A 19,774-nucleotide genomic window follows, 5' to 3' on the forward strand; every position below is an offset into this window, starting at 1 on the left:
TATCTTTCTTCAAAAATGAAACATATAATCAAACAATATTCAATATTCATACACATTGTTTATATCAGTATTTTTATAATAGGCTGCTCTGGAGCTTCTACCCTTAAAGAAGGAGAAATTTTATATACTGGAGCTAAGGTTAAAATAAAATCAGACCGATTAAACAAAGGTGATATTTCTGAACTGAAAAAAGGCACAGAGAGCAAACTTTCTCCTAAACCTAATGCTTCATTTTTAGGAATGCGTCCTAGATTGTATTTTTATAAATGGGCAGGAGAAACTAAACAAAATAAAGGTCTGCGATATTGGATTAAAAATAAACTAGGAGAAAAACCTATTCTTCTACAAGATGTAGATAGAGAGTTTAATAAAGAAATTGCTGTTAATTATGCAGAAAATATTGGCTATTTCAATACTAAAGTAAGATATGATACCCTCACAAAAGGTAGAACTGCTAAGGTTTTATATACTATAACTCCTTACAATAGATATTTTATAGATACCGTAAACTTCCTGTCTTCCACCAATGAAGAGGTAGTAGAAGATATAAAAGCAACACAAAAACAAAGCCTAATAAAACCACAAGAACCCTATAATCTCGAAATAATAAAAAATGAGAGACTCCGTATAGATACTTATATGAAGGAGAATGGATATTATTATTTTAGTCCAGATAACATCATTATTCAAGCGGATAGCACTGTAGGAAACAATAAAGTTGCAGTCAATGTAAAACTAAAAGACCAAACTCCAGAACTTAGCAAAAAAAAGTTTAGTATAGATAAAGTAATTATTTACCCCGATTATAGCATACAAAATGTAGAGAAAGGAAGTATAGCTATTCCCACCACGACTGACGGTCTAAAAGTTTACAAAGACATGTACATTATAGACCCTGAAAAAAAATTTAAACCACAAGTTTTTGATAGGACTATGTACTTTCACTCAGGTGAAATTTATAACAGAAGAGACCATAACCTTACGCTTAAAAGACTTATAAATCTAGGAGTTTTTAAATTCGTTAAAAATCAGTTTATTCTTTCCGACTCTTTAAATAATAAATTTGATGCGTACTACCTACTCACCCCAAACAATTTTCAATCACTCCGTATGGAAGCATTAGGTAAGACTAATTCTGCAAACTTTAACGGTGGAGAGATAAATATCAATTGGCTTCACAGAAACTTATTTAAAGGTGCAGAGCAACTAAGAATTACTGCTTATGGAGGTATGGACGTGCAAGCTGGAGGGCCTAGAGCTTTCAGTAATATATTAAGATTTGGAGGCAACGCTCAACTTACTTTCCCAAGGATTATAGCTCCTTTTAAGTTTCATACCAGTTCAGAGTTTGTTCCAAGAACACAAGTAAACCTAGGGTATGACTATCAGCGTAGAACGGGACAATATACTTTACATAACTTTAGTACCTCTTTTGGATATTTGTGGAAAGAAAATGCACAGAGAGAGCACGATCTTAAAATATTTAGTGCTACTTATGTTAACCCTCAGAATATTTCAGATGAATATAAATCCCTAGCAAAGAGCTATCCTAGTTTAGCTAGAGCAATAGAAAGACAGTTAGTTTTTGGACCTATGTACCAATATACATACACCAATACCATCATACCTAGAACACACCAATTCTATTTTCGTGGTGTAGCCGACTTATCAGCCAATCTTACAGGATTACTGTCCAATGCAAATGCAAAAGAAGGTAGACAAAAAACCATACTAGGTGTACCCTTTAGTCAGTATGCAAAATTGGATACAGACTTTCGTTACTACTATAATATGAACTCTAAAAATGTTTTAGCTGCAAGACTAATGATGGGATTAGCTTATCCTTACGGCAATTCTCTTACAGTACCTTTTTCTAGACAATTTTTTGTAGGAGGAAGTAATAGTATCAGAGCCTTTAGAGCTAGAACACTAGGTCCAGGTAGTTATGACCCAAGAAACCAACAAGGTAGTTTCTTTTTAGACCAAGCCGGGGATATTAGACTGGAAACTAACCTAGAATATCGTTTAAACATCTATCGTTTTCTTAATTTAGGTTTATTTTTAGACGCTGGTAACATTTGGCTTATCAATGATGACCCTACTCGCCCAGGTGCCAAATTTAGTAAAGACTGGACTTCCGAAATTGCCGTAGGAGGAGGCTTGGGACTTCGATTTGACTTTAATATATTTGTACTAAGGACAGATCTTGCCATTCCTCTAAGAGTACCCTATTATAGTAAAAATGAACGTTGGAGGTTTAATCATATTGATTTTAATAACTCTTCTTGGAGAAAGGATAATCTAATCCTAAACATAGCCATCGGCTATCCTTTTTAAAAAATTTAGAAAAAAGACCGTTATGAAAAAGAATTTTAAATTTTATTGGGAAACTATAAAAAAAGCTGTAACAGAATGGAGTAGCTCTAACGCCGATAGAGATGCTGCAGGAATTGCCTACTATGCCATATTTTCCATACCTGGATTACTTATCATTTTAATTTGGCTTATGGGATTTATTTTTGGCGATGCTAATTTCCAACAGAAAATACAAGAAGAAGTAACCCAGGCTATGGGTTCCGATACCGCAAAAAGTTTAGATGACATTCTAAAATCCTCCATGATAGACCAAGACGGAATCATCATGAGAATTATTGGAATTGCGACACTTATTTTTGGTGCTACCACCTTATTTTTTCAGCTTCAAAAATCACTCAATGAGTTATGGGATGTAAAAGCAGAACCCAAAAGAGCTTTATTAAAATTCTTGACAGATCGTGCTAACTCGTTAGGCATGATACTCATTATTGGATTTTTAATGATGATAACCATGGTACTCTCTACACTTATAGGGCTGGCTAACGAATTTATTTCTCAACACCTAGGGTTAGAGACTTACTATATTATACAGATTATAAACATTTCCGTAGGCTTCTTCATCGTTGTATTACTATTCGCTCTTATGTTTAAAGTCCTTCCAGATGTTCAGCTCTCTTGGCGTTCTGTATGGGTAGGAGCATTTATTACTGCATTTTTGTTTACTTTAGGTAAATTTTTATTAAGCCTTTATTTCAGTAATTTCAAACCTACATCTGCATTCGGAGCAGCAGGTTCTGTTATTTTAATTATGATGTGGATAAATTATACTTGCAGACTCATCTTTTTTGGAGCAGTATTTACCAAGGTTTATACCTACCGTAGAGGTCTAAAAATACAGCCTTCTCAACATGCTAAATGGACTTCCGACAGAAGAGAGCCTTCTTCATACTAACTATTTTTTCTACTAGGTATGAGCAAAAAATTTCAGCATAAAAATATCCTCATCACAGGAGGCGCTAGCGGCATCGGGAAAATTATGGCTAGACTTTCGTTAGAGAAAGATGCTAAAGTAATTATTTGGGATATTGACCAATCAAAAATTGATGAAACTATCCTCCAGTTTTCATCACTAGGTTCTATCTTTGGATACAAAGTAGATGTTTCCAATTATGACGAAGTACAACACATCGCTACAAAAACTAAACAAGACATTGGTAATATTGATATTCTAATCAATAATGCCGGAATTGTGGTTGGCAAATATTTCCACGAACATTCTCAAAAGGATATTTTAAAAACCATAGAAATCAATACCAATGCACCGATGGTAATCACTAATCTATTTTTACAAGATATGCTCACAAAAAATTCAGGACATATCTGTAATATTGCCTCTTCGGCAGGACTGGTATCTAACCCTAAAATGTCCGTATATGCAGGGAGCAAATGGGCTGTTGTTGGTTGGTCTGATAGCCTTAGGTTAGAAATGGAGCAGTTGAAAAAAAACATCAAAATAACCACCATTATGCCTTACTACATCAACACTGGAATGTTTGATGGCGTAAAATCTGTTCTACCTATATTAGACCCTGAAAAAGCAGCTAAAACTGTCATCAGTGCCATAGAAAACAACAGAAAAATGGTAACACTTCCTGGCTATATCTATCGTTTAACTCGTATAGGTCAAGGGTTATTCCCACTTCGTTTTTTTGATTGGTTTGCAGGAAGTTTACTAGGAATCTATAAAACAATGGCTGACTTTAAAGGTCATAAAAAATAATTATACCAATGGAAACTCCAAAAGCTCAAATATCAGCACTCGTCCAAAAACAAAAAGCGTTTTTTGCGACTCAACAAACCAAAGCTATTGATTTTAGACTAAAGCAGCTATCTCTACTAAAACAAGCCATACTAAAGTATCAGCACGAAATAGAAGAAGCCTTATGGAAAGATTTACACAAATCTAAAGAAGAGGTTTACCTTACAGAAATCAGCATTGTTCTCAACGAAATTAATTATCATTTAAAAAAATTAAAAAGTTGGGCTCGTCCTAAGAGAGTTTGGTCGCCTATTTCGGTACTTCCTGCATCTAGCCGTGTCATCTACGAACCTTTGGGTGTGGCTCTTATTATCTCTCCATGGAATTATCCGTTTCAACTTCTTATCAATCCTCTAATAGGAGCTATTTCCTCTGGCTGTTGTGCTTTACTAAAAGCCTCTCCTGACGCTCCACATCTTGCGAATGTAGTGGAAGAAATGCTAACAGAATATTTTCCGCTAGAGTACATTACTCTTGTTAAAGGTGGACGAGAAACCAACACCTACTTGCTAGAGGAACGCTTTGATTTTATTTTCTTTACAGGAAGTCCATCTTTAGGAAAAGTGGTTATGAAAGCCGCGGCAGAAAATCTAACGCCTATCGTGTTAGAATTAGGTGGCAAAAGCCCTTGTATTGTGGATAAAGATGCAAACCTCAACCTTGCTGCTAAAAGGATTGCGTGGGGAAAACTCATCAATGCTGGACAGACCTGCATCGCTCCAGATTATCTTTGGGTACACCGTTCAGTAAAAAAAGAGCTTCTTGAAAAAATAGCTTATCACATTAAAGAAATGTATGGCTCTGATATTAAATCTAGCCCTTTTTACCCTCGTATTGTAAATGATAAATCAGTAGAAAGGCTTTCTAAATTTCTTAATGAAGGAAATATCTATTTAGGTGGAGAAGTAGACTCTAGTCAAAAATACATCGCACCAACTATTATAGATAATGTAGAGCCTCACTTCGCTATTATGCAAGAAGAAATTTTTGGACCATTGTTACCTGTAATGACATTTGACCATATTGATGAACCTATCTCGTACATCAATCAACATGAAAAGCCATTAGCATTGTATTATTTTGGTAAAAATAAAAATGCTAAAGAGGTAATTTCAAAAACAAGTTCGGGCGGAGGTTGCATCAACGATACGCTTATGCATATTGCCAATCATCATCTTCCTTTTGGTGGTGTTGGGAATAGTGGTATGGGCAAGTACCACGGAAAGTACAGTTTTTTAGCCTTCAGTAATGAAAGAGCTATCGTAAAAACACCAACATTTTTAGACCTTCCGTTCAAATATGTTCCATTCAATTTTTTTGAATGGGTAAAGAAAATGATATAGTTTTGCTAATAAAAAAACCTCAGTACGAATATTTCGCCTGAGGTTTTTAAAAAAGTCAATCAAGTATCAAAAATGTAGAAACTAATCTACATCTTTATTCAAAAATTTGTTTTCTCTAAGTTCTACTCTGCCATTGTTATCAGCTAAAAAACTACTGATACGCTCATCAGAAGGGCTATCATCTAGCTTAATATTTTTTCTTCTAAAAGCAGGTACTGTTTCAAAAGTATTTTCTTCATCTACATTTTGGTAACGAGAATTAAATTCTTTTAGCTTATTTCTTCTCTCTTGTACTTTAGAGTCTTCTACTTTTTTCTCTATAAAAGTAAAAAGCGTTTCCTCTTGAGCTATTTCTTCATTACGAAATATAGGTTTCTCTTCTACTTTCTGAGTTACTTGAGGCTCTTGAGGTGCAACAGTATTAGATACTGTTTTTACTTCCTCTTCAAAAGCAAGCTCTTCTTCTTTTATTTTAAAACTGAACTCTACAGGTTTTTCATCTAAGAATAAAGATTTGGTAGGTTGTATGCTACTTTCGTCTTTTGATTCAAAAGTAAAAGATATTCCTTTTGGTTCTTCGTATCCTTCATCATAAGAGAATAAATCTAATTCATTACTTTCTTCTTCAAATTCTTCATTAACCTCTTCAACATAGGTCATTGGTTGCACTTCTTGAACCGCTAACTGCTCTCCGCTTAATCTATTTGCTGAAAATTGTGGTGAAGAAAAATCATCTTCTTCATCTAACTTTACAATATTTTTCTCCATAACAACAGAACCTAATCCTGCATTCTTAGCATCAGAAGAAATTTTAAAAGGAGACTCTCTTCTAACTGAATTTGCCGTTTCGTGCAACGGTACCTTAACTACTTCCGTAGGACCTGCATTGATGTGGTTTTCATTAGTAAATCCCGTAGCAATTACCAATACTCTAATAGCATCACCAAGTTCTTCATCTGTACCTACACCAAAGATAATATTAGCTGTATTTCCTGCTTCGTTTTGGATATAATCGTTGATAAGACCAATTTCGTCCATCGTAGCTTCAGAAGCCTCATCAGAACCACTCTGAATAAGAAGCAATACATCTTGAGCTCCTGTAATTTTGTTATCATTAAGAAGCGGAGAGTCTAATGCCTTTTTAACAGCTTCTTCTGCTCTCTTCTCACCTGTAGCACTTCCTGTGGACATCAAGGCTGTACCTGAATTCTGCAATACCGACTTAGCATCACGGAAGTCAATATTGATAACAAAAGAACCCGTAATTACCTCTGCCATACCTTTGGCTGCATTGGTAAGCACCTCGTCTGCCTTAGAAAAGCCTTGTTTAAATCCTAAATTACCAAACTGTTGTCTTAGTTTATCGTTGTTTATCACGATGAGAGAATCCACATTATTTCTTAGTTTCTCTAACCCTGCTTCAGCTTGGTCTAATCTTCTTTTTCCTTCAAAAGAAAACGGAACTGTAACGATAGCCACCGTTAAAATACCCATTTCTTTAGCCGCCTTAGCAATGATAGGTGCCGCACCTGTACCTGTACCACCGCCCATACCAGCAGTAATGAACACCATTTTGGTATTTTGTCCTAGAGTGCTTTTTATTTCGTCTATACTTTCTATTGCAGCCTTTTCTCCCACTTCTGGGTCTGCACCAGCACCTAAGCCTTCTGTAGTTGTGATACCTAACTGAACTTTATTAGAAACGGGATTGTTATTTAGCGTTTGTGCATCTGTATTACAAATGACAAAATCTACGCCGTGAATCCCTTTTTCGTACATGTGTTTTAAGGCATTGTTTCCACCACCACCTACACCTATTACCTTGATAATAGATGAGTTGCCTTTTGGTAAATCAAATTCAAAACCTGTTTTATTGGTATTTTCCATTACTTCATTTTAAATGACTAAATTACTTAATTATTCCGATTCCTCAAAGAATTTTTTTATCTTTTCTAAGATGTTTTGCCCTATGGTAGGCTTTCTAGAGGCATTTTGCTGAACCACAGTCTCATTATGAGTTGGTTCGGTACTATCTAAAACTTTATTCTCTTGGCTTGTTTTATCAGTAACTACTTGGTTAGAAACAGACACTTCCTCTTGAACTAAAGAATTAGTTTTCTTATCTCTAATAGACAAACTCTCCATTAAAAGCCCTATAGATGTTGCAAATTCAGGGCTTTTTAAATGCTGATTTTTATCGTTCGAAATATATTCATTAGCGTAACCTATACGGCTATCAAACCCTGTGATATAATTTGCAAGTTGTCTTAAATGCTTTAGGTTAGAACCACCACCAGTAAGCACAATCCCTGCAATGAGCTTTCTTTTTTTCTCGTGTGCCCCATAGGCTTTAAGTTCGGTATTTACCATCTCCAAAATTTCTTCTACTCTAGCATGAATAATCTTCGCCAATGTTTTTAGAGAGATTTCTTTTTCAGTTCTTCCATGAAGCCCAGGAATGGTAACGAAAGTACTCTCTTTTTCTAATTCTGGAACGGCAGAACCAAAACGAACTTTAAGTTGCTCCGCGTGTTTTTCGATAATAGAACAGCCATCTTTAATATCTTCGGTAATAATACCTCCTCCATAAGGGATAACACAAGTATGGCGGATAATATTATCCTTAAATATTGCAATATCAGTAGTACCACCACCTATATCTACAATAGCCACTCCAGCCTCCTTTTCTTCCTTAGTAAGAACCGCTTCAGACGATGCTAATGGTTCCAAAGTAAGCGATTCCATCTCTAGCCCTGCTTCTTTAACGCATCTGCTGATATTTTTAATGCTACTCATCTGCCCTACCACCACATGGAAATTAGCTTCAAGACGCTTTCCGTGCATTCCTATTGGCTCTTGGATTTCGCCCTCCGAGTCTACCTTATATTCCTGTGGAAGTACATGGATAATCTCTTCACCAGGAAGCATCACCAATTTCTTAACTTGATTTTTAAGCTCTTCTATATCCTCCTCCGTGATGTATTGGTCTGGATTTTCTCGCATAATATAATCCGAGTGTTGCAAAGAACGGATATGTTTACCAGCAATACCCACCGTTACCTTAGTAATAGGCACACCTGCACTTTTTTGAGCCTCGCTAACAGCTGTTTTAATGGAATTGATGGTTTGGGCAATGTTGTTTACAATCCCTTTATGTACACCTAAACTAGGTGCCACACCTACTCCCATAACCTCTATCTTACCGTACTGATTACGACGACCAACGATAGCAACAATCTTGGTGGTCCCAATGTCTAATCCTACTGAATACTCTTGGCTTTCCATTTATCTTGATTTGAATTTGATTTTATTGATTCTTTTCTTCTTCTTTATCTGTTTCTTCTTTGTAATCTTTACTAAGTGTAGTTACAATCTGATTATCATATTTCAATGATATTTTGGTGTATTTATCAGATGGTTGATAAACCAAATACTTTTCTACAAACGCTTTGAAACCTTTAACTTTGAAATCTATATTTTCCAAACTTCCTAGTTCCACTCTGTAGTTTTCTTCATTGGCAATAAGATAATAATTTTCTCTCTCTTTTACAATACCAATGAAAAACTTCTTACTAAAGTCGTCTTTATTTATCTTTTTTACCAGTTCTATCAATTGAGGATATTCCTCTGGTTGTACATTGCCACTCACGAGCATACACGATGCTGAATAATTACGATTGATAGGAAATTCCACCCCTTTCTCATCTACATAAACCTCTTTCTTCCCTTTGCTTAGCCTAAAAACAGGCACTCTTTGCACAATATCTAAATGCAATATACCATCAAGGCTAAGATAAACATTGGCACTATCTACCGCAGAATATTCTGCGATTTTTCTTTCTAATTTTGGGATATCAATATCCCCAACTCTATTGGTAGTATTGGCTTTTTTAACAATGCTTTCTATTTCTTTCTCATCAATAAAATAGACTGGCTTCTCTCCTTGAATAATATTAACAGCCACTTTATCCATAGAGGTATTATTAAATCTTTTCAATGAAAAGTTTAACAAAAATCCCAGCAGGATAATCGTAACAGCTATTTTTAATATTCTGTATTTGTTCTTCATTTTAAAGTTCTATGCTTCTTTTAACCAGCTTACAATACCATCATAAAGCGTGTCTATATCTCCTGCACCTACCGTAAGTAAAATGTCAAAGTTTTTATTTTTAATTTTACCAAAAGCATCCGACAAACTAGAAACCTCCTTGTCCGCCAATGTTACTTTCTCTAGCAACCAGTCTGAACTGATGCCCTCAAAATCCTTCTGCAATTCTCGCGCGGGATAAATATCTAAAAGCATCAACTCATCTCCTTGCGATAAACTTTTAGCAAAATCATCTGCAAAATCTCGCGTTCTACTGAACAAGTGCGGCTGGAATACTACCAAAAGTTTCTTATCGGGATAGAATGTTCGGATAGAACCAATCACCGCATTAAGCTCCGTAGGATGATGAGCATAATCGTCTATATAAATCTTTCCGTTAGGGAAAATATGCTTGGTATATCTCCTTTTGATACCTTTAAATTTAGCCAAAGCCTCTTTTAAATCTTCTAAAGAAACACCTATTTTATGCAAAACAGCCAGTGCTGCCGTGGCATTTTCCACATTATGAATGCCTGGTATTTCCCAGCTAAAGCGTTGAGTTTCTCCGTTTGGAGTATAAAAATTAAACGATATATAATCTCCCTCCAACCTCAACTCGTCTGAATAATAGTCAGCCTTTTCGTTCACGGCATAGGTGGTTGCATTTCTATCCAAGTCTATACCTTTTCGCACAAAAAGCTGACGCTCCTCCGATACCAAATGGGCGAAGTCTCTAAAGCCTTTTTCTATAGTAGATTTGTCCCCATAAATATCTAAATGGTCTGCATCTGTAGAGGTTATAATTGCCCAATCTGGAGCTAAATTAAGAAAACTTCTATCGTACTCGTCGGCTTCCACTACAGAATAATCGTTCCCATTAAATATAAAATTAGACCCAAAGTTTTCGGCAATACCTCCCAAAAATCCAGAAAATGACAAATTAACTTCCTTACAAAGATGGGCTACCAAACTAGAAGTGGTGGTTTTACCGTGAGTCCCCGCAACAGCGATGCACTCGGTTTCGCTAGTAATAAGCCCTAGAACCTTCGCTCGTTTAAGTACCGTAAAGCCTTTTTCTTGAAAAAAATCTAAAATGCCTAATTGTTTAATTGCAGGCGTATAAATCACTAAAGTGTCTTCGGGTTTAAAGGCTTTTATTTGCTCATCAATATTATCTTCAAAACTAATTTTTATCCCTTCCGAAATAAGTGCCGAAGTTAGTTTAGTAGAAGTTTTATCATAGCCTAAAACCGTTTTCCCAATGGAATGGAAATATCTCGCCAAAGCGGACATTCCTATCCCTCCAATGCCTATGAAATAAAAATTTTGATATGTACTAATATTTTGCATCTCTATTTAAAAACTTTAATTATTTCATCCACAATTTCCTCTGTAGCTTTTGGTTTTGCGAAATAGGCTAGATTTTGTCCCATTTCCTTTCGTAAATTTTCGTTGCCACAAATCTCTGAAAGTGTATTCCAAAAACGCTCTTTCATCTCCACATCTTTTACCATTCTTGCTGCATTTTTCTCAACCAAAGCCATCGCATTTTTGGTCTGATGGTCCTCTGCTGCAAAAGGAAAAGGTACCAATAAAATAGGCTTTTTAACTACTGCTAACTCGGAAATAGCAATCGCACCTGCTCTAGACACAATTACATCTGCCGCAGAATAAGCTAATGCCATATCTGTGATAAATTCCTTTACTTGGATTGTATCTTCTTCTAAATTAACCTTATCTTTAATCGTTTGATATTCTGTTTTTCCTGTTTGCCAAATCAGTTGCCAACCTTCCTTTTTAATCCTATCCAAATTTTCTAACCAACCATTATTAAGTGTTCTAGACCCCAACGAACCTCCTACGGAAAGAATACTCAATTTATTAGGGTCTAATCCTAACTTTTCTTTAGCCGTAGCAGTATCTGTAAGCCCCTCCATTAAAGATTGTCTAATAGGATTTCCTGAAAAAATAGTTTGGGTTTTTGGAAAAAAATGAGCCATATCAGGATACGCCGTAAAAACAGCTTTAGCTTTCTTTCCTAAGAAAAGATTAGTTTTCCCAGGTAGAGAGTTTTGCTCCTGAACAAAAGTAGGCACTCCCAAACGAGAAGCCATATACAAAGCAGGACCACTAGCAAATCCGCCTGTACCTATTGCCACATGAGGTTTAAAATCTTTTATAATACGATTGGCTTTTCTAACACTAGAAATAATCTTGAAAGGCAGTTTAAAATTTGCTAAAAGACTACTCCTATTAAATCCTGAAATATTAAGTCCTTCTATTCTAAAACCAGCTTGAGGCACTTTCTCCATCTCCATTTTATTCTCTGCTCCAATGAACAAAAATTCCGCTTTAGGAAATCGTTTTTGTATCTCTTGAGCAATGGCGATCGCAGGGAAAATATGCCCTCCCGTACCACCACCACTCATTAAAACTCGAGGTGCAAAATCTTGATTGATATGATATATATTTTCTGACATTTTATTCTTTAATATTAAATTAGCCTTTAGGCAATATCATTTATCTCCTCTATGTTTTGTTTTTTACCAATGCCTTCTTCATCATAAATTTGTATCCTAGAACTGATATTAAGTATTAAGCCTAATTGAGCGTAAGTCACTAACATAGAAGTACCACCGTAGCTTATCAGCGGTAGAGGTTGTCCCGTTACAGGAATGAGATTAAGTGCCACCATAATATTAGCACTGAGCTGAATGAAAATCATAATTCCTAAAGAAATAACCAATAGAGAACCAAAAAAAGCTCTCGTTCTACTCGCTATAATTAGTATTCTGATAATGATAATAAAATACATACCCAGTAAAACCATTGCTCCTATCACACCATATTCTTCCACAATAATGGCAAAAATAAAATCCGATGCCGACTGTGGCAGCCTCTGTTTAAGAGCACTTTTGCCTGGTCCTTTACCTGTAATACCTCCGTGTACTATCGCCGCCTTAGCGTGCATCACTTGATAATTTTTAGCCTTTACAGCATCTCTTTCAGCACTATCTAATTGTGCGTCTTTTGAGGAGGAAAAAGATTCTACCCTACTTATCCAAGTATGAACACGGTTGTTAGGCATTAAATTAGTGTTCAATGCTACCAAAATAAAAATAATAGACGCTAAGCCCGACAAAGAGACAAACCCTGCAATATACTTCCACGGGAATTGCCCTATTACAAGTACAATTAGAGAAGTAGCTAAAATCATCAATGCCGTGGAACCGTTATCTTTGGCTACTAAAATAAATACCAATAGTATAGGTCCAAAAACATACATAATGTTTTCTATAGGAAGCCTTTGTCTTTGAATATTTTTAGTTAAATAACGGCATAGATAGATAACTAACATCAAAGCTGCCAACGCTGACGGCTGAAATGAGATTGCCGTACCTGGTATTTTAAGCCATCTAGAAGCACTCGCCCCATCTATGGTTTGCCCTGTAAAAATAGTAACTCCTAAAAGAATTACAGAAATTACAAGAAGTATGGAACTCAACTTTCCTATAAACTCATATTTTATCGCTCCGATGACTCTCATCAAAAATAACCCTAAAGCAATGAACATCACATGCTTGATAAGGTGGCTGGTGGTTGTCCCTGTATTTACAATGTACTCTAAGTTAGAACTCGCCGAATAAACAGGAAGTATAGAGAATACAGAAATAAGAATTACTGTAATCCACAGCACTCTGTCTCCTTTTAGATATTCTATTTTTTTATTTACTTCTGTATGCTCCATTATTTATTATTTTAAAACCTCAGCTTTAAACTTTTCGCCTCTATCTTCGTAGTTTTCAAACAAATCAAAACTTGCACAGCACGGCGAAAGCAGTATAGCATCTCCCGCTTCTGCTATAGATTTTGAAATTTTAATAGCTTCTTCCATACTAGAAGTATTATAAATAAACTCTTTTTTATCTCTAAAGAAATCTATAATCTTTTGGTTATCTATACCTAAGCAAACAATCGCTTTTACTTTCTTTTTAACCAATTCTTCTATTTCGGTGTAATCATTGCCTTTATCCACTCCTCCCACAATCCAAACGGTAGGCTGAGTCATACTTTCTAAAGCGTAATAAGTAGCGTTTACATTAGTCGCTTTACTATCATTGATAAATTTAACTCCGTTAAGATTAGCTATTTCCTGTAACCTATGGTCTACAGCTTGGAAAGTCATCAATGAATTTCTAATACTTTCATTGCTAATATTAAGTATTTTACCCGCTATAGACGCTGCTAAGCTATTAGCCACATTATGATTTCCGATAAGAGCTAAATCTCTAATTTTCATAGTAAACTCATCTTGAAGTTTTACCACAATGTTTTCATCGTCCATATATCCACCCTCTGCTAGAGTTTCTTTTATGGAGAATGGCACTTTTTTAACCTTTAAATCTAACTCTTGAAGAATTTTTTGACTCATTTCATCATCTTTATTATAGATGAAAAAATTATCATATTCTTGATTTTCAGTAATTCGGAATTTAGCTAAAGCGTACTCCTCATAATTATAATTGTATTGGTCTAAATGGTCTTGACTCAAATTAAGAAGCAACGAAATATATGGTCTAAAATTCTGAATATCATCTAACTGAAAACTACTGATTTCCAAAACATAATAATCAAAAGATTCATCGGCTACTTGTTTAGCAAAACTCTTGCCTATATTGCCTCCCAAACCTACATTCATTCCATTATCTTTAAGGATATGATAGATGAGAGAAGTAGTAGTAGTTTTACCATTACTACCCGTAATTGCCACAATTTTGGCATTAGTAAATTCCGACGCAAATTCTATTTCGGAAGATAGCCTTATTCCTTTCTGATTGATTTTAAATACAATATCTGCCTTTTTAGGAATCCCTGGGCTTTTGACCACCCAATCGGCATTTAAAATTCGTTCTTCATCGTGCTGACCTTCTTCAAATTCTATATTGTTCTCTATCAGTTGTTTTTTGTATTCTTCTTTTATACTTCCTCTATCGGATACAAAAACCTCCATACCTTTCTTTTTAGCAAGGTAGGCTGCTCCAAAACCACTTTCTCCAGCTCCTAAAACTACTATTTTCATATTCCTTAATGTTTTTATTGAAAATACTTATCTGATTTTAAGTGTAATTAAACATACAATTGCTAAAACTACCCCTATGATTATCATTCTATTAACAATCTTACTTTCGTGGTAACCACTCTTCTGATAATGATGATGAAGAGGAGACATTTTAAACAATCGGTTATTTTGAGCATATTCTAACCCATACTTTTTCTTTCTGTATTTGAACACAGCTACCTGAAGCATTACCGATAAGTTTTCAATTAAAAAGATTCCACATAGTACAGGTATCAATAATTCTTTTCTTAGAATGATGGATAAAACTGCGATAACTCCTCCTAGCATTAAACTCCCTGTATCACCCATAAACACTTGGGCAGGATAGGTATTATACCAAAAGAAACCTATAACCGCTCCTACCATCGCCACCGCAAAAATGGTGGTTTCTCCCATATTAGGCAGGAACATAATATTGAGATAATCTGCAAAGATGATGTTCCCCGAAACATACGCAAAGAAAGCCAATGTGAGTAAGATAACGGCACTCGTACCTGCGGCTAAACCATCTATACCATCGGTAATATTAGCTCCGTTAGAAACGGCTGTAACAATAAATATCGCCATCGGAATGAAAACCACCCAAGCCCATTCTTCTGCTTCTTGCTCATCCATCCAAAAGAGAATACCACTGTAATCAAACTCGTTATTTTTAATCATTGGTACGGTAGAAATCACTTTTTTCTCTTCCTTCATAAAGTTCTGCTCTACATTGTTACGATTAATTTCTTTTGCATCTGCATATTTTCTTTTAACGGTAACATCAGAATTAAAAAACATTGTAACACCAACAATCAGCCCTAAACCAACTTGACCTATGACTTTAAATTTACCACTTAAACCGTCTTTATTCTTCTTTATTTTCTTAAGATAATCGTCTATAAAACCTATCGCTCCCATCCAAATTACAGATACAATGAGTAGAATAATATAGATATTCGTAATCTTAGTAAATAGTAATACAGGTATTAAGGTGGCTATAATGATGATAAGACCTCCCATAGTAGGAGTACCTTCTTTTTGTTTTTGCCCATCTAACCCTAAATCTCGCACCAACTCTCCCATCTGTTTTCTACGAAGAAAATTGATGATTTTTTTACCATAAACCAAAGCAATAATAAGCGATAATAGAACCGCCATAGCAGCCCTAAAAGAAATGTACCTCAACAGGTTAAGACCTGGTATATGTATGCCGTTAGCCGTAAGATATTCGTATAAGTAGTATAACATATTTGTATTTCTTATTTTTAAATTATTGTTTTTCTATTTACTCATCATTTTACACAATTCTAATATCACCTCTTTATCATCAAAGTGATGTTTTACCCCATTAACTTCCTGATAAGTTTCGTGACCTTTCCCTGCCACAAGTATAATATCTTTTGGCTCTGCAAATTTTATAGCCATTTTAATAGCTTCCTTTCTGTCTGGAACTACCGTATATTTACTAAAACATTGTGGCTCTACACCTGCCTCTATTTCTTGTATAATGGCATTAGGGTCTTCTGTTCTAGGATTGTCTGATGTAATAATTGCTAGAGTAGATTTCTGTGTAGCTATTTTACCCATTTCAGGGCGTTTGCTCTGGTCTCTATCACCACCGCAACCAAACACACTAATTAGCCTTTCGTTTTTGGTTCGTATTTCGTTGATAGAGTCTAGAATATTCTCTAAAGCATCTGGCGTGTGTGCATAATCTACCACAAAAAAGATTCCGCCTTCTGACTTTATTGTTTCAAATCTACCATTAACTCTTTTCAGTTGAGAAATTGCCGTAAGTATTTCCACCTCATCAAACCCTAACTCTCTCGCTATACCAAACACTAAAAGCAAATTATAGACATTAAACTTCCCTGTTAGGCTCGTCCAAACTTCTTTACCATTAAAATTGAGCAACATTCCATTAAAATCTACCTCCAACAATCGTCCATGATAATCGCTCAAAGTTTTTAACGCATAGGTTTTCTTTTTAGCCTTGGTGTTTTGGAGCATTACCAATCCGTTTTTATCATCTAAATTAGTAATTGCCACCGCAGAATCTGGCAAGTTATCAAAAAATGATTTTTTGGTATTAAGGTATTCCAAAAAAGTTTTATGATAGTCTAAATGGTCATGAGTAATATTGGTAAAACCTGCCACTTTAAAATGTAAACCTTCCGTTCTGTTTTGATGAATGCCGTGAGAAGAAACTTCCATAAAGGCATACTCGCAACCTTGTGCCACAGCTTTTGCCAATAGCTCGTTAAGTTTAACCACGTCTGGTGTAGTGTGTGTAGATGGGAAAACTTCGTCGCCAATTCTATACTCCACTGTAGAAATAAGTGCAGACGGATAACCTAAATTCTTAAAAACATCGAAAAGCAAGGTAGATACTGATGTTTTACCATTAGTCCCTGTAACACCTACTAGATTAAGCTTTTCCGAAGGATTACCATAGAAGTTAGAAGCCAATTGCCCCAATACTTTAGACGAATTTTTCACTTTAATATAAGTGATGGTTTCATCTAAAATTTCAGGTAAATCTTCCAATACAATAACTTTAGTTCCTTTTTCTATTGCAGAACCAATGAACTGGTGTCCATCTGAAACACTCCCTTTGATAGCTACATAAAGGCTTTTTGCTTCTGCTTTTCTACTATCAAAAATAATAGAGCTTACCTCGATGTCTAATGCACCTATGGTTTCTAAAACTGGTATATTATGTAATAACTCTCTGAGTAACATTTTTATTTTCAATTTTTATTTTTGTAGTGTAAGATAAATTTTTTGGTCTTTTTTTATGATAGTTCCCTCTTTAGGAAACTGTTCTAAAACTTTACCTACACCTTTATAATCTACACGATAACCCAAATTCTCCAACTGAGGAATAACTTCTCTACCCGCCATACCTACTAACGCTGGCATCTGCTGACGGTTTATTGCTATCTTTACCTTAGGAGCGGTCATCTTGTTTAAATTCACTTTTTTATCTTGGAGCATATCTTTTTCCACATTTAGTGGTGTTTTTAAGAAAGTTTTTCCTGCTATCTCCTTAAACACAGGAGCCGCCACCGTACCTCCATAAAAACCAATAGAAGTATCAGGCTGATTAACCATAACGATACAAGTATATTTTGGATTATCTGAAGGATAAAACCCTGCAAAAGATGCCTGATATTTCATTGGTCCAGCTTTCCAATATTCAAATCTTGCCGTTCCTGTTTTTCCTGCCATTTTAAGATTAGGTGTAAAGATACTTTTTGCTGTACCTTTTTCTACCGCTTTAGTAAGAGCATCTGTCATCATTTTTATAGCCTTATCTGATGCCATTTTATTTACCATTACCTCTGGTTCGGCTTCGTATGTAATCTTACCGTCTTTCATTATTTTGTCTATAAAAAGAGGCTTTACCATTTTACCATTATTAGCAATACCATTATAAAATGTAGCTAACTGCAACAATGTAAAGTTGGACGAATATCCATAAGACAAAGACGCCAAAGTAGCTTTGTTCCACCTCTTATCTTCTGGAGTAACTATCTTTGGTTTTGTAATCCCAGGAAGTTCTATATCCATCTTATCAAACATCTTCCATCTTCTAAGATGATTAAGGAATACTTCTGGTTTATCTGCATAATATTTAGTAATGAGTTTTGCTGTACCCACATTACTTGATTTTGCCAAGACATCACTAATCTCGTAAGTTCCCCCACCATGTCCGTCGGAAATTCTTTGTTTAGCGTAAGTCCATACTCCGCCACCTACATTTACGGTTGTGTTTTCATCTATAAAACCGTCGTCCATCGCTGCCAAAAGAGAAACTACCTTAAAAGTAGAACCTGGTTCCGTAGCATTTTTTATAGCGTAATTGTACGAATCTACATAAACTCCACTTTCTTTTTTTCTGAGATTTACCATTGCTCTTACCTTTCCCGTTTGAGTTTCCATAACGATAACCGTCCCATGGTCTGCATTAAAACTTATTAGCTGCTTCTCTAATGCAGAATGAGCAATATCTTGTATCCTTAAATCAAGAGTGCTATAGACATCTTGCCCATCAACAGGTTCTTTAGCCTTCCAATGGTCAATAGGTTTCCACTGAGTGGAATTAACTCTTTGTTCTAGCCTTGAACCGTCTTTACCAGATAGATATTCACTAAACGCTCCTTCTAGTCCAGATTTATAGGCATCGTTATCCATACCTATAGTTCCAGAACCTATTTTTGCGGTAGCTAATTCTCGCTTGTATTTTCTATCAATGATAAAGCCGCCCTTATTTTTACCTTTATTAAAGATAGGGAACTTTCTTACACGGTCGTACTCATCAAAATCTAAATCCCTCTTAAGAGAATAATACTGATTGCCTTTTTTCCTTTGAGCATCAAAATTTTCCCTAAAGTAATGCTTAGGTTTTCCAAACATTTTGCTTAAAGAATCGGTAAGAGCTCCTATATTTTTACTATACAGAGTATCTTTTATAGTCTTAAAATCTATATAAACATCATACCTCATAACTGTAGTAGCAAGTATAGAACCATCTGATGCATACAAATTTCCTCGTGCCGCCTTTAACGTTGCTTCTCTATAGTTTTTGTTAATATAATCCTCTTCTATCTCCTGAACATTAGTATTTTGCAATAAGAAAATACGAATAATAAAAGTGATAAACAAAAAGAAGGCAGCACCTCCAAAAAGATACCCCCACACTAAAGTTTTATTTCTTTTCTTATCAAATTCGTTCTTAGTTTGCATTAGTAGAATCTAATTTTATAATCAATTTATGAGGATGATTTTCTAATGGTACTAAAGAATCTTTAACTACTTCTTTCCCCAATTCGCTCTCTAGTTTTATTTTGATTAATTTACTTTGTGCATACGCATTTCTAGATTTATACTCTTCCGTTTGCTCTTTCAAAGTATTAATTTGCTTTATTTTTTTGCTCGCTAAATGGTTGGTATAGATAATCCCTGCCATCATCACGGCTAATAATATAAAATACTTGTAATGAGCTTGTATCTCATCACGATTCAAGAAATTACCTTTAACAATATCGCTAAAGGTTAGTTTCTTCTTTTTATATGTCTGTTTTTTAGCCATCTCTAACTTTAGA

At 35.2% G+C, this 19,774-nt stretch carries 15 protein-coding genes; 4 read left to right on the forward strand and 11 right to left on the reverse strand.

The features are described from left to right. The first annotated feature begins 15 nt into the window (after positions 1–15). From GXW81_RS02825 to GXW81_RS02840, 4 genes are read left to right on the forward strand one after another with little or no spacing between them, the layout of a single operon-like run. Positions 16–2,337: a BamA/TamA family outer membrane protein gene (locus GXW81_RS02825; protein ID WP_161531105.1), complete on the forward strand. Its 2,322-nt coding sequence runs from the start codon at positions 16–18 to the stop codon at positions 2,335–2,337. Positions 2,338–2,359: 22 nt separating this feature from the next. Further along, entirely contained in the window at positions 2,360–3,268 is a 909-nt protein-coding gene (locus tag GXW81_RS02830) for a YihY/virulence factor BrkB family protein (RefSeq protein WP_161531106.1), read from the forward strand. An 18-nt stretch (positions 3,269–3,286) separates the two neighbouring features. Continuing rightward, positions 3,287–4,096, forward strand: coding sequence for an SDR family oxidoreductase (locus tag GXW81_RS02835; protein WP_161531107.1), 810 nt, complete (start codon positions 3,287–3,289; stop codon positions 4,094–4,096). An 8-nt stretch (positions 4,097–4,104) separates the two neighbouring features. Then, the gene (locus GXW81_RS02840; RefSeq protein WP_161531108.1) at positions 4,105–5,478 is read left to right on the forward strand and encodes an aldehyde dehydrogenase; all 1,374 of its coding nucleotides are present in this window, start codon (positions 4,105–4,107) and stop codon (positions 5,476–5,478) included. A gap of 81 nt (positions 5,479–5,559) precedes the next feature. Here GXW81_RS02840 and ftsZ read toward each other — a convergent pair whose 3' ends face one another. From ftsZ to GXW81_RS02895, 11 genes are all read right to left on the reverse strand, one after another. After that, the gene (gene ftsZ / locus GXW81_RS02845; protein ID WP_161531109.1) at positions 5,560–7,365 is read right to left on the reverse strand and encodes a cell division protein FtsZ; all 1,806 of its coding nucleotides are present in this window, start codon (positions 7,363–7,365) and stop codon (positions 5,560–5,562) included. Positions 7,366–7,395: 30 nt separating this feature from the next. Next, complete coding sequence (gene ftsA / locus GXW81_RS02850; protein ID WP_161531110.1) at positions 7,396–8,763, reverse strand: cell division protein FtsA; 1,368 nt, start codon at positions 8,761–8,763, stop codon at positions 7,396–7,398. 22 nt (positions 8,764–8,785) lie between these two features. After that, positions 8,786–9,475, reverse strand: a complete 690-nt coding sequence (locus tag GXW81_RS02855) for a cell division protein FtsQ/DivIB (RefSeq protein ID WP_161531128.1) — start codon at positions 9,473–9,475, stop codon at positions 8,786–8,788. An 81-nt stretch (positions 9,476–9,556) separates the two neighbouring features. Beyond that, complete coding sequence (gene murC / locus GXW81_RS02860) at positions 9,557–10,915, reverse strand: UDP-N-acetylmuramate--L-alanine ligase (RefSeq protein ID WP_161531111.1); 1,359 nt, start codon at positions 10,913–10,915, stop codon at positions 9,557–9,559. 2 nt (positions 10,916–10,917) lie between these two features. Next, positions 10,918–12,045 (reverse strand): undecaprenyldiphospho-muramoylpentapeptide beta-N-acetylglucosaminyltransferase, encoded by a 1,128-nt coding sequence (gene murG / locus GXW81_RS02865; protein WP_161531112.1) that lies wholly within the window; start codon positions 12,043–12,045, stop codon positions 10,918–10,920. 26 nt (positions 12,046–12,071) lie between these two features. Beyond that, entirely contained in the window at positions 12,072–13,313 is a 1,242-nt protein-coding gene (locus GXW81_RS02870; RefSeq protein ID WP_161531113.1) for an FtsW/RodA/SpoVE family cell cycle protein, read from the reverse strand. Between the two features lie 6 nt (positions 13,314–13,319). Beyond that, entirely contained in the window at positions 13,320–14,645 is a 1,326-nt protein-coding gene (murD, locus tag GXW81_RS02875) for a UDP-N-acetylmuramoyl-L-alanine--D-glutamate ligase (RefSeq protein WP_161531114.1), read from the reverse strand. A gap of 27 nt (positions 14,646–14,672) precedes the next feature. Further along, positions 14,673–15,914: a phospho-N-acetylmuramoyl-pentapeptide-transferase gene (mraY, locus tag GXW81_RS02880; RefSeq protein ID WP_161531115.1), complete on the reverse strand. Its 1,242-nt coding sequence runs from the start codon at positions 15,912–15,914 to the stop codon at positions 14,673–14,675. A gap of 33 nt (positions 15,915–15,947) precedes the next feature. After that, positions 15,948–17,408 carry a UDP-N-acetylmuramoyl-L-alanyl-D-glutamate--2,6-diaminopimelate ligase gene (locus GXW81_RS02885; protein WP_161531116.1) on the reverse strand — a complete coding sequence of 487 codons (1,461 nt, stop codon included), beginning with the start codon at positions 17,406–17,408 and terminating at the stop codon, positions 15,948–15,950. A 15-nt stretch (positions 17,409–17,423) separates the two neighbouring features. Beyond that, the gene (locus GXW81_RS02890; protein ID WP_161531117.1) at positions 17,424–19,415 is read right to left on the reverse strand and encodes a penicillin-binding protein; all 1,992 of its coding nucleotides are present in this window, start codon (positions 19,413–19,415) and stop codon (positions 17,424–17,426) included. Then, positions 19,405–19,761, reverse strand: a complete 357-nt coding sequence (locus GXW81_RS02895; RefSeq protein ID WP_052911302.1) for an FtsL-like putative cell division protein — start codon at positions 19,759–19,761, stop codon at positions 19,405–19,407. The genes GXW81_RS02890 and GXW81_RS02895 overlap by 11 nt, the downstream gene beginning before the upstream one ends. Positions 19,762–19,774: the final 13 nt, after the last annotated feature.

Source organism: Riemerella anatipestifer, assembly GCF_009932355.1.
Lineage (GTDB): Bacteria > Bacteroidota > Bacteroidia > Flavobacteriales > Weeksellaceae > Riemerella > Riemerella anatipestifer_E.

Excerpts from the sequence above, each read along its gene's own strand:
- GXW81_RS02825 (WP_161531105.1), top strand. The coding sequence starts at position 16 with ATGAAACATATAATCAAACAATATTCAATATTCATACACATTGTTTAT.
- GXW81_RS02840 (WP_161531108.1), top strand. The coding sequence starts at position 4,105 with ATGGAAACTCCAAAAGCTCAAATATCAGCACTCGTCCAAAAACAAAAA.
- ftsZ (WP_161531109.1), bottom strand. The coding sequence starts at position 7,365 with ATGGAAAATACCAATAAAACAGGTTTTGAATTTGATTTACCAAAAGGC.
- GXW81_RS02830 (WP_161531106.1), top strand. The coding sequence starts at position 2,360 with ATGAAAAAGAATTTTAAATTTTATTGGGAAACTATAAAAAAAGCTGTA.
- GXW81_RS02835 (WP_161531107.1), top strand. The coding sequence starts at position 3,287 with ATGAGCAAAAAATTTCAGCATAAAAATATCCTCATCACAGGAGGCGCT.
- murC (WP_161531111.1), bottom strand. The coding sequence starts at position 10,915 with ATGCAAAATATTAGTACATATCAAAATTTTTATTTCATAGGCATTGGA.
- GXW81_RS02885 (WP_161531116.1), bottom strand. The coding sequence starts at position 17,408 with ATGTTACTCAGAGAGTTATTACATAATATACCAGTTTTAGAAACCATA.
- mraY (WP_161531115.1), bottom strand. The coding sequence starts at position 15,914 with ATGTTATACTACTTATACGAATATCTTACGGCTAACGGCATACATATA.
- murD (WP_161531114.1), bottom strand. The coding sequence starts at position 14,645 with ATGAAAATAGTAGTTTTAGGAGCTGGAGAAAGTGGTTTTGGAGCAGCC.
- GXW81_RS02890 (WP_161531117.1), bottom strand. The coding sequence starts at position 19,415 with ATGCAAACTAAGAACGAATTTGATAAGAAAAGAAATAAAACTTTAGTG.
- murG (WP_161531112.1), bottom strand. The coding sequence starts at position 12,045 with ATGTCAGAAAATATATATCATATCAATCAAGATTTTGCACCTCGAGTT.
- GXW81_RS02895 (WP_052911302.1), bottom strand. The coding sequence starts at position 19,761 with ATGGCTAAAAAACAGACATATAAAAAGAAGAAACTAACCTTTAGCGAT.
- GXW81_RS02870 (WP_161531113.1), bottom strand. The coding sequence starts at position 13,313 with ATGGAGCATACAGAAGTAAATAAAAAAATAGAATATCTAAAAGGAGAC.
- ftsA (WP_161531110.1), bottom strand. The coding sequence starts at position 8,763 with ATGGAAAGCCAAGAGTATTCAGTAGGATTAGACATTGGGACCACCAAG.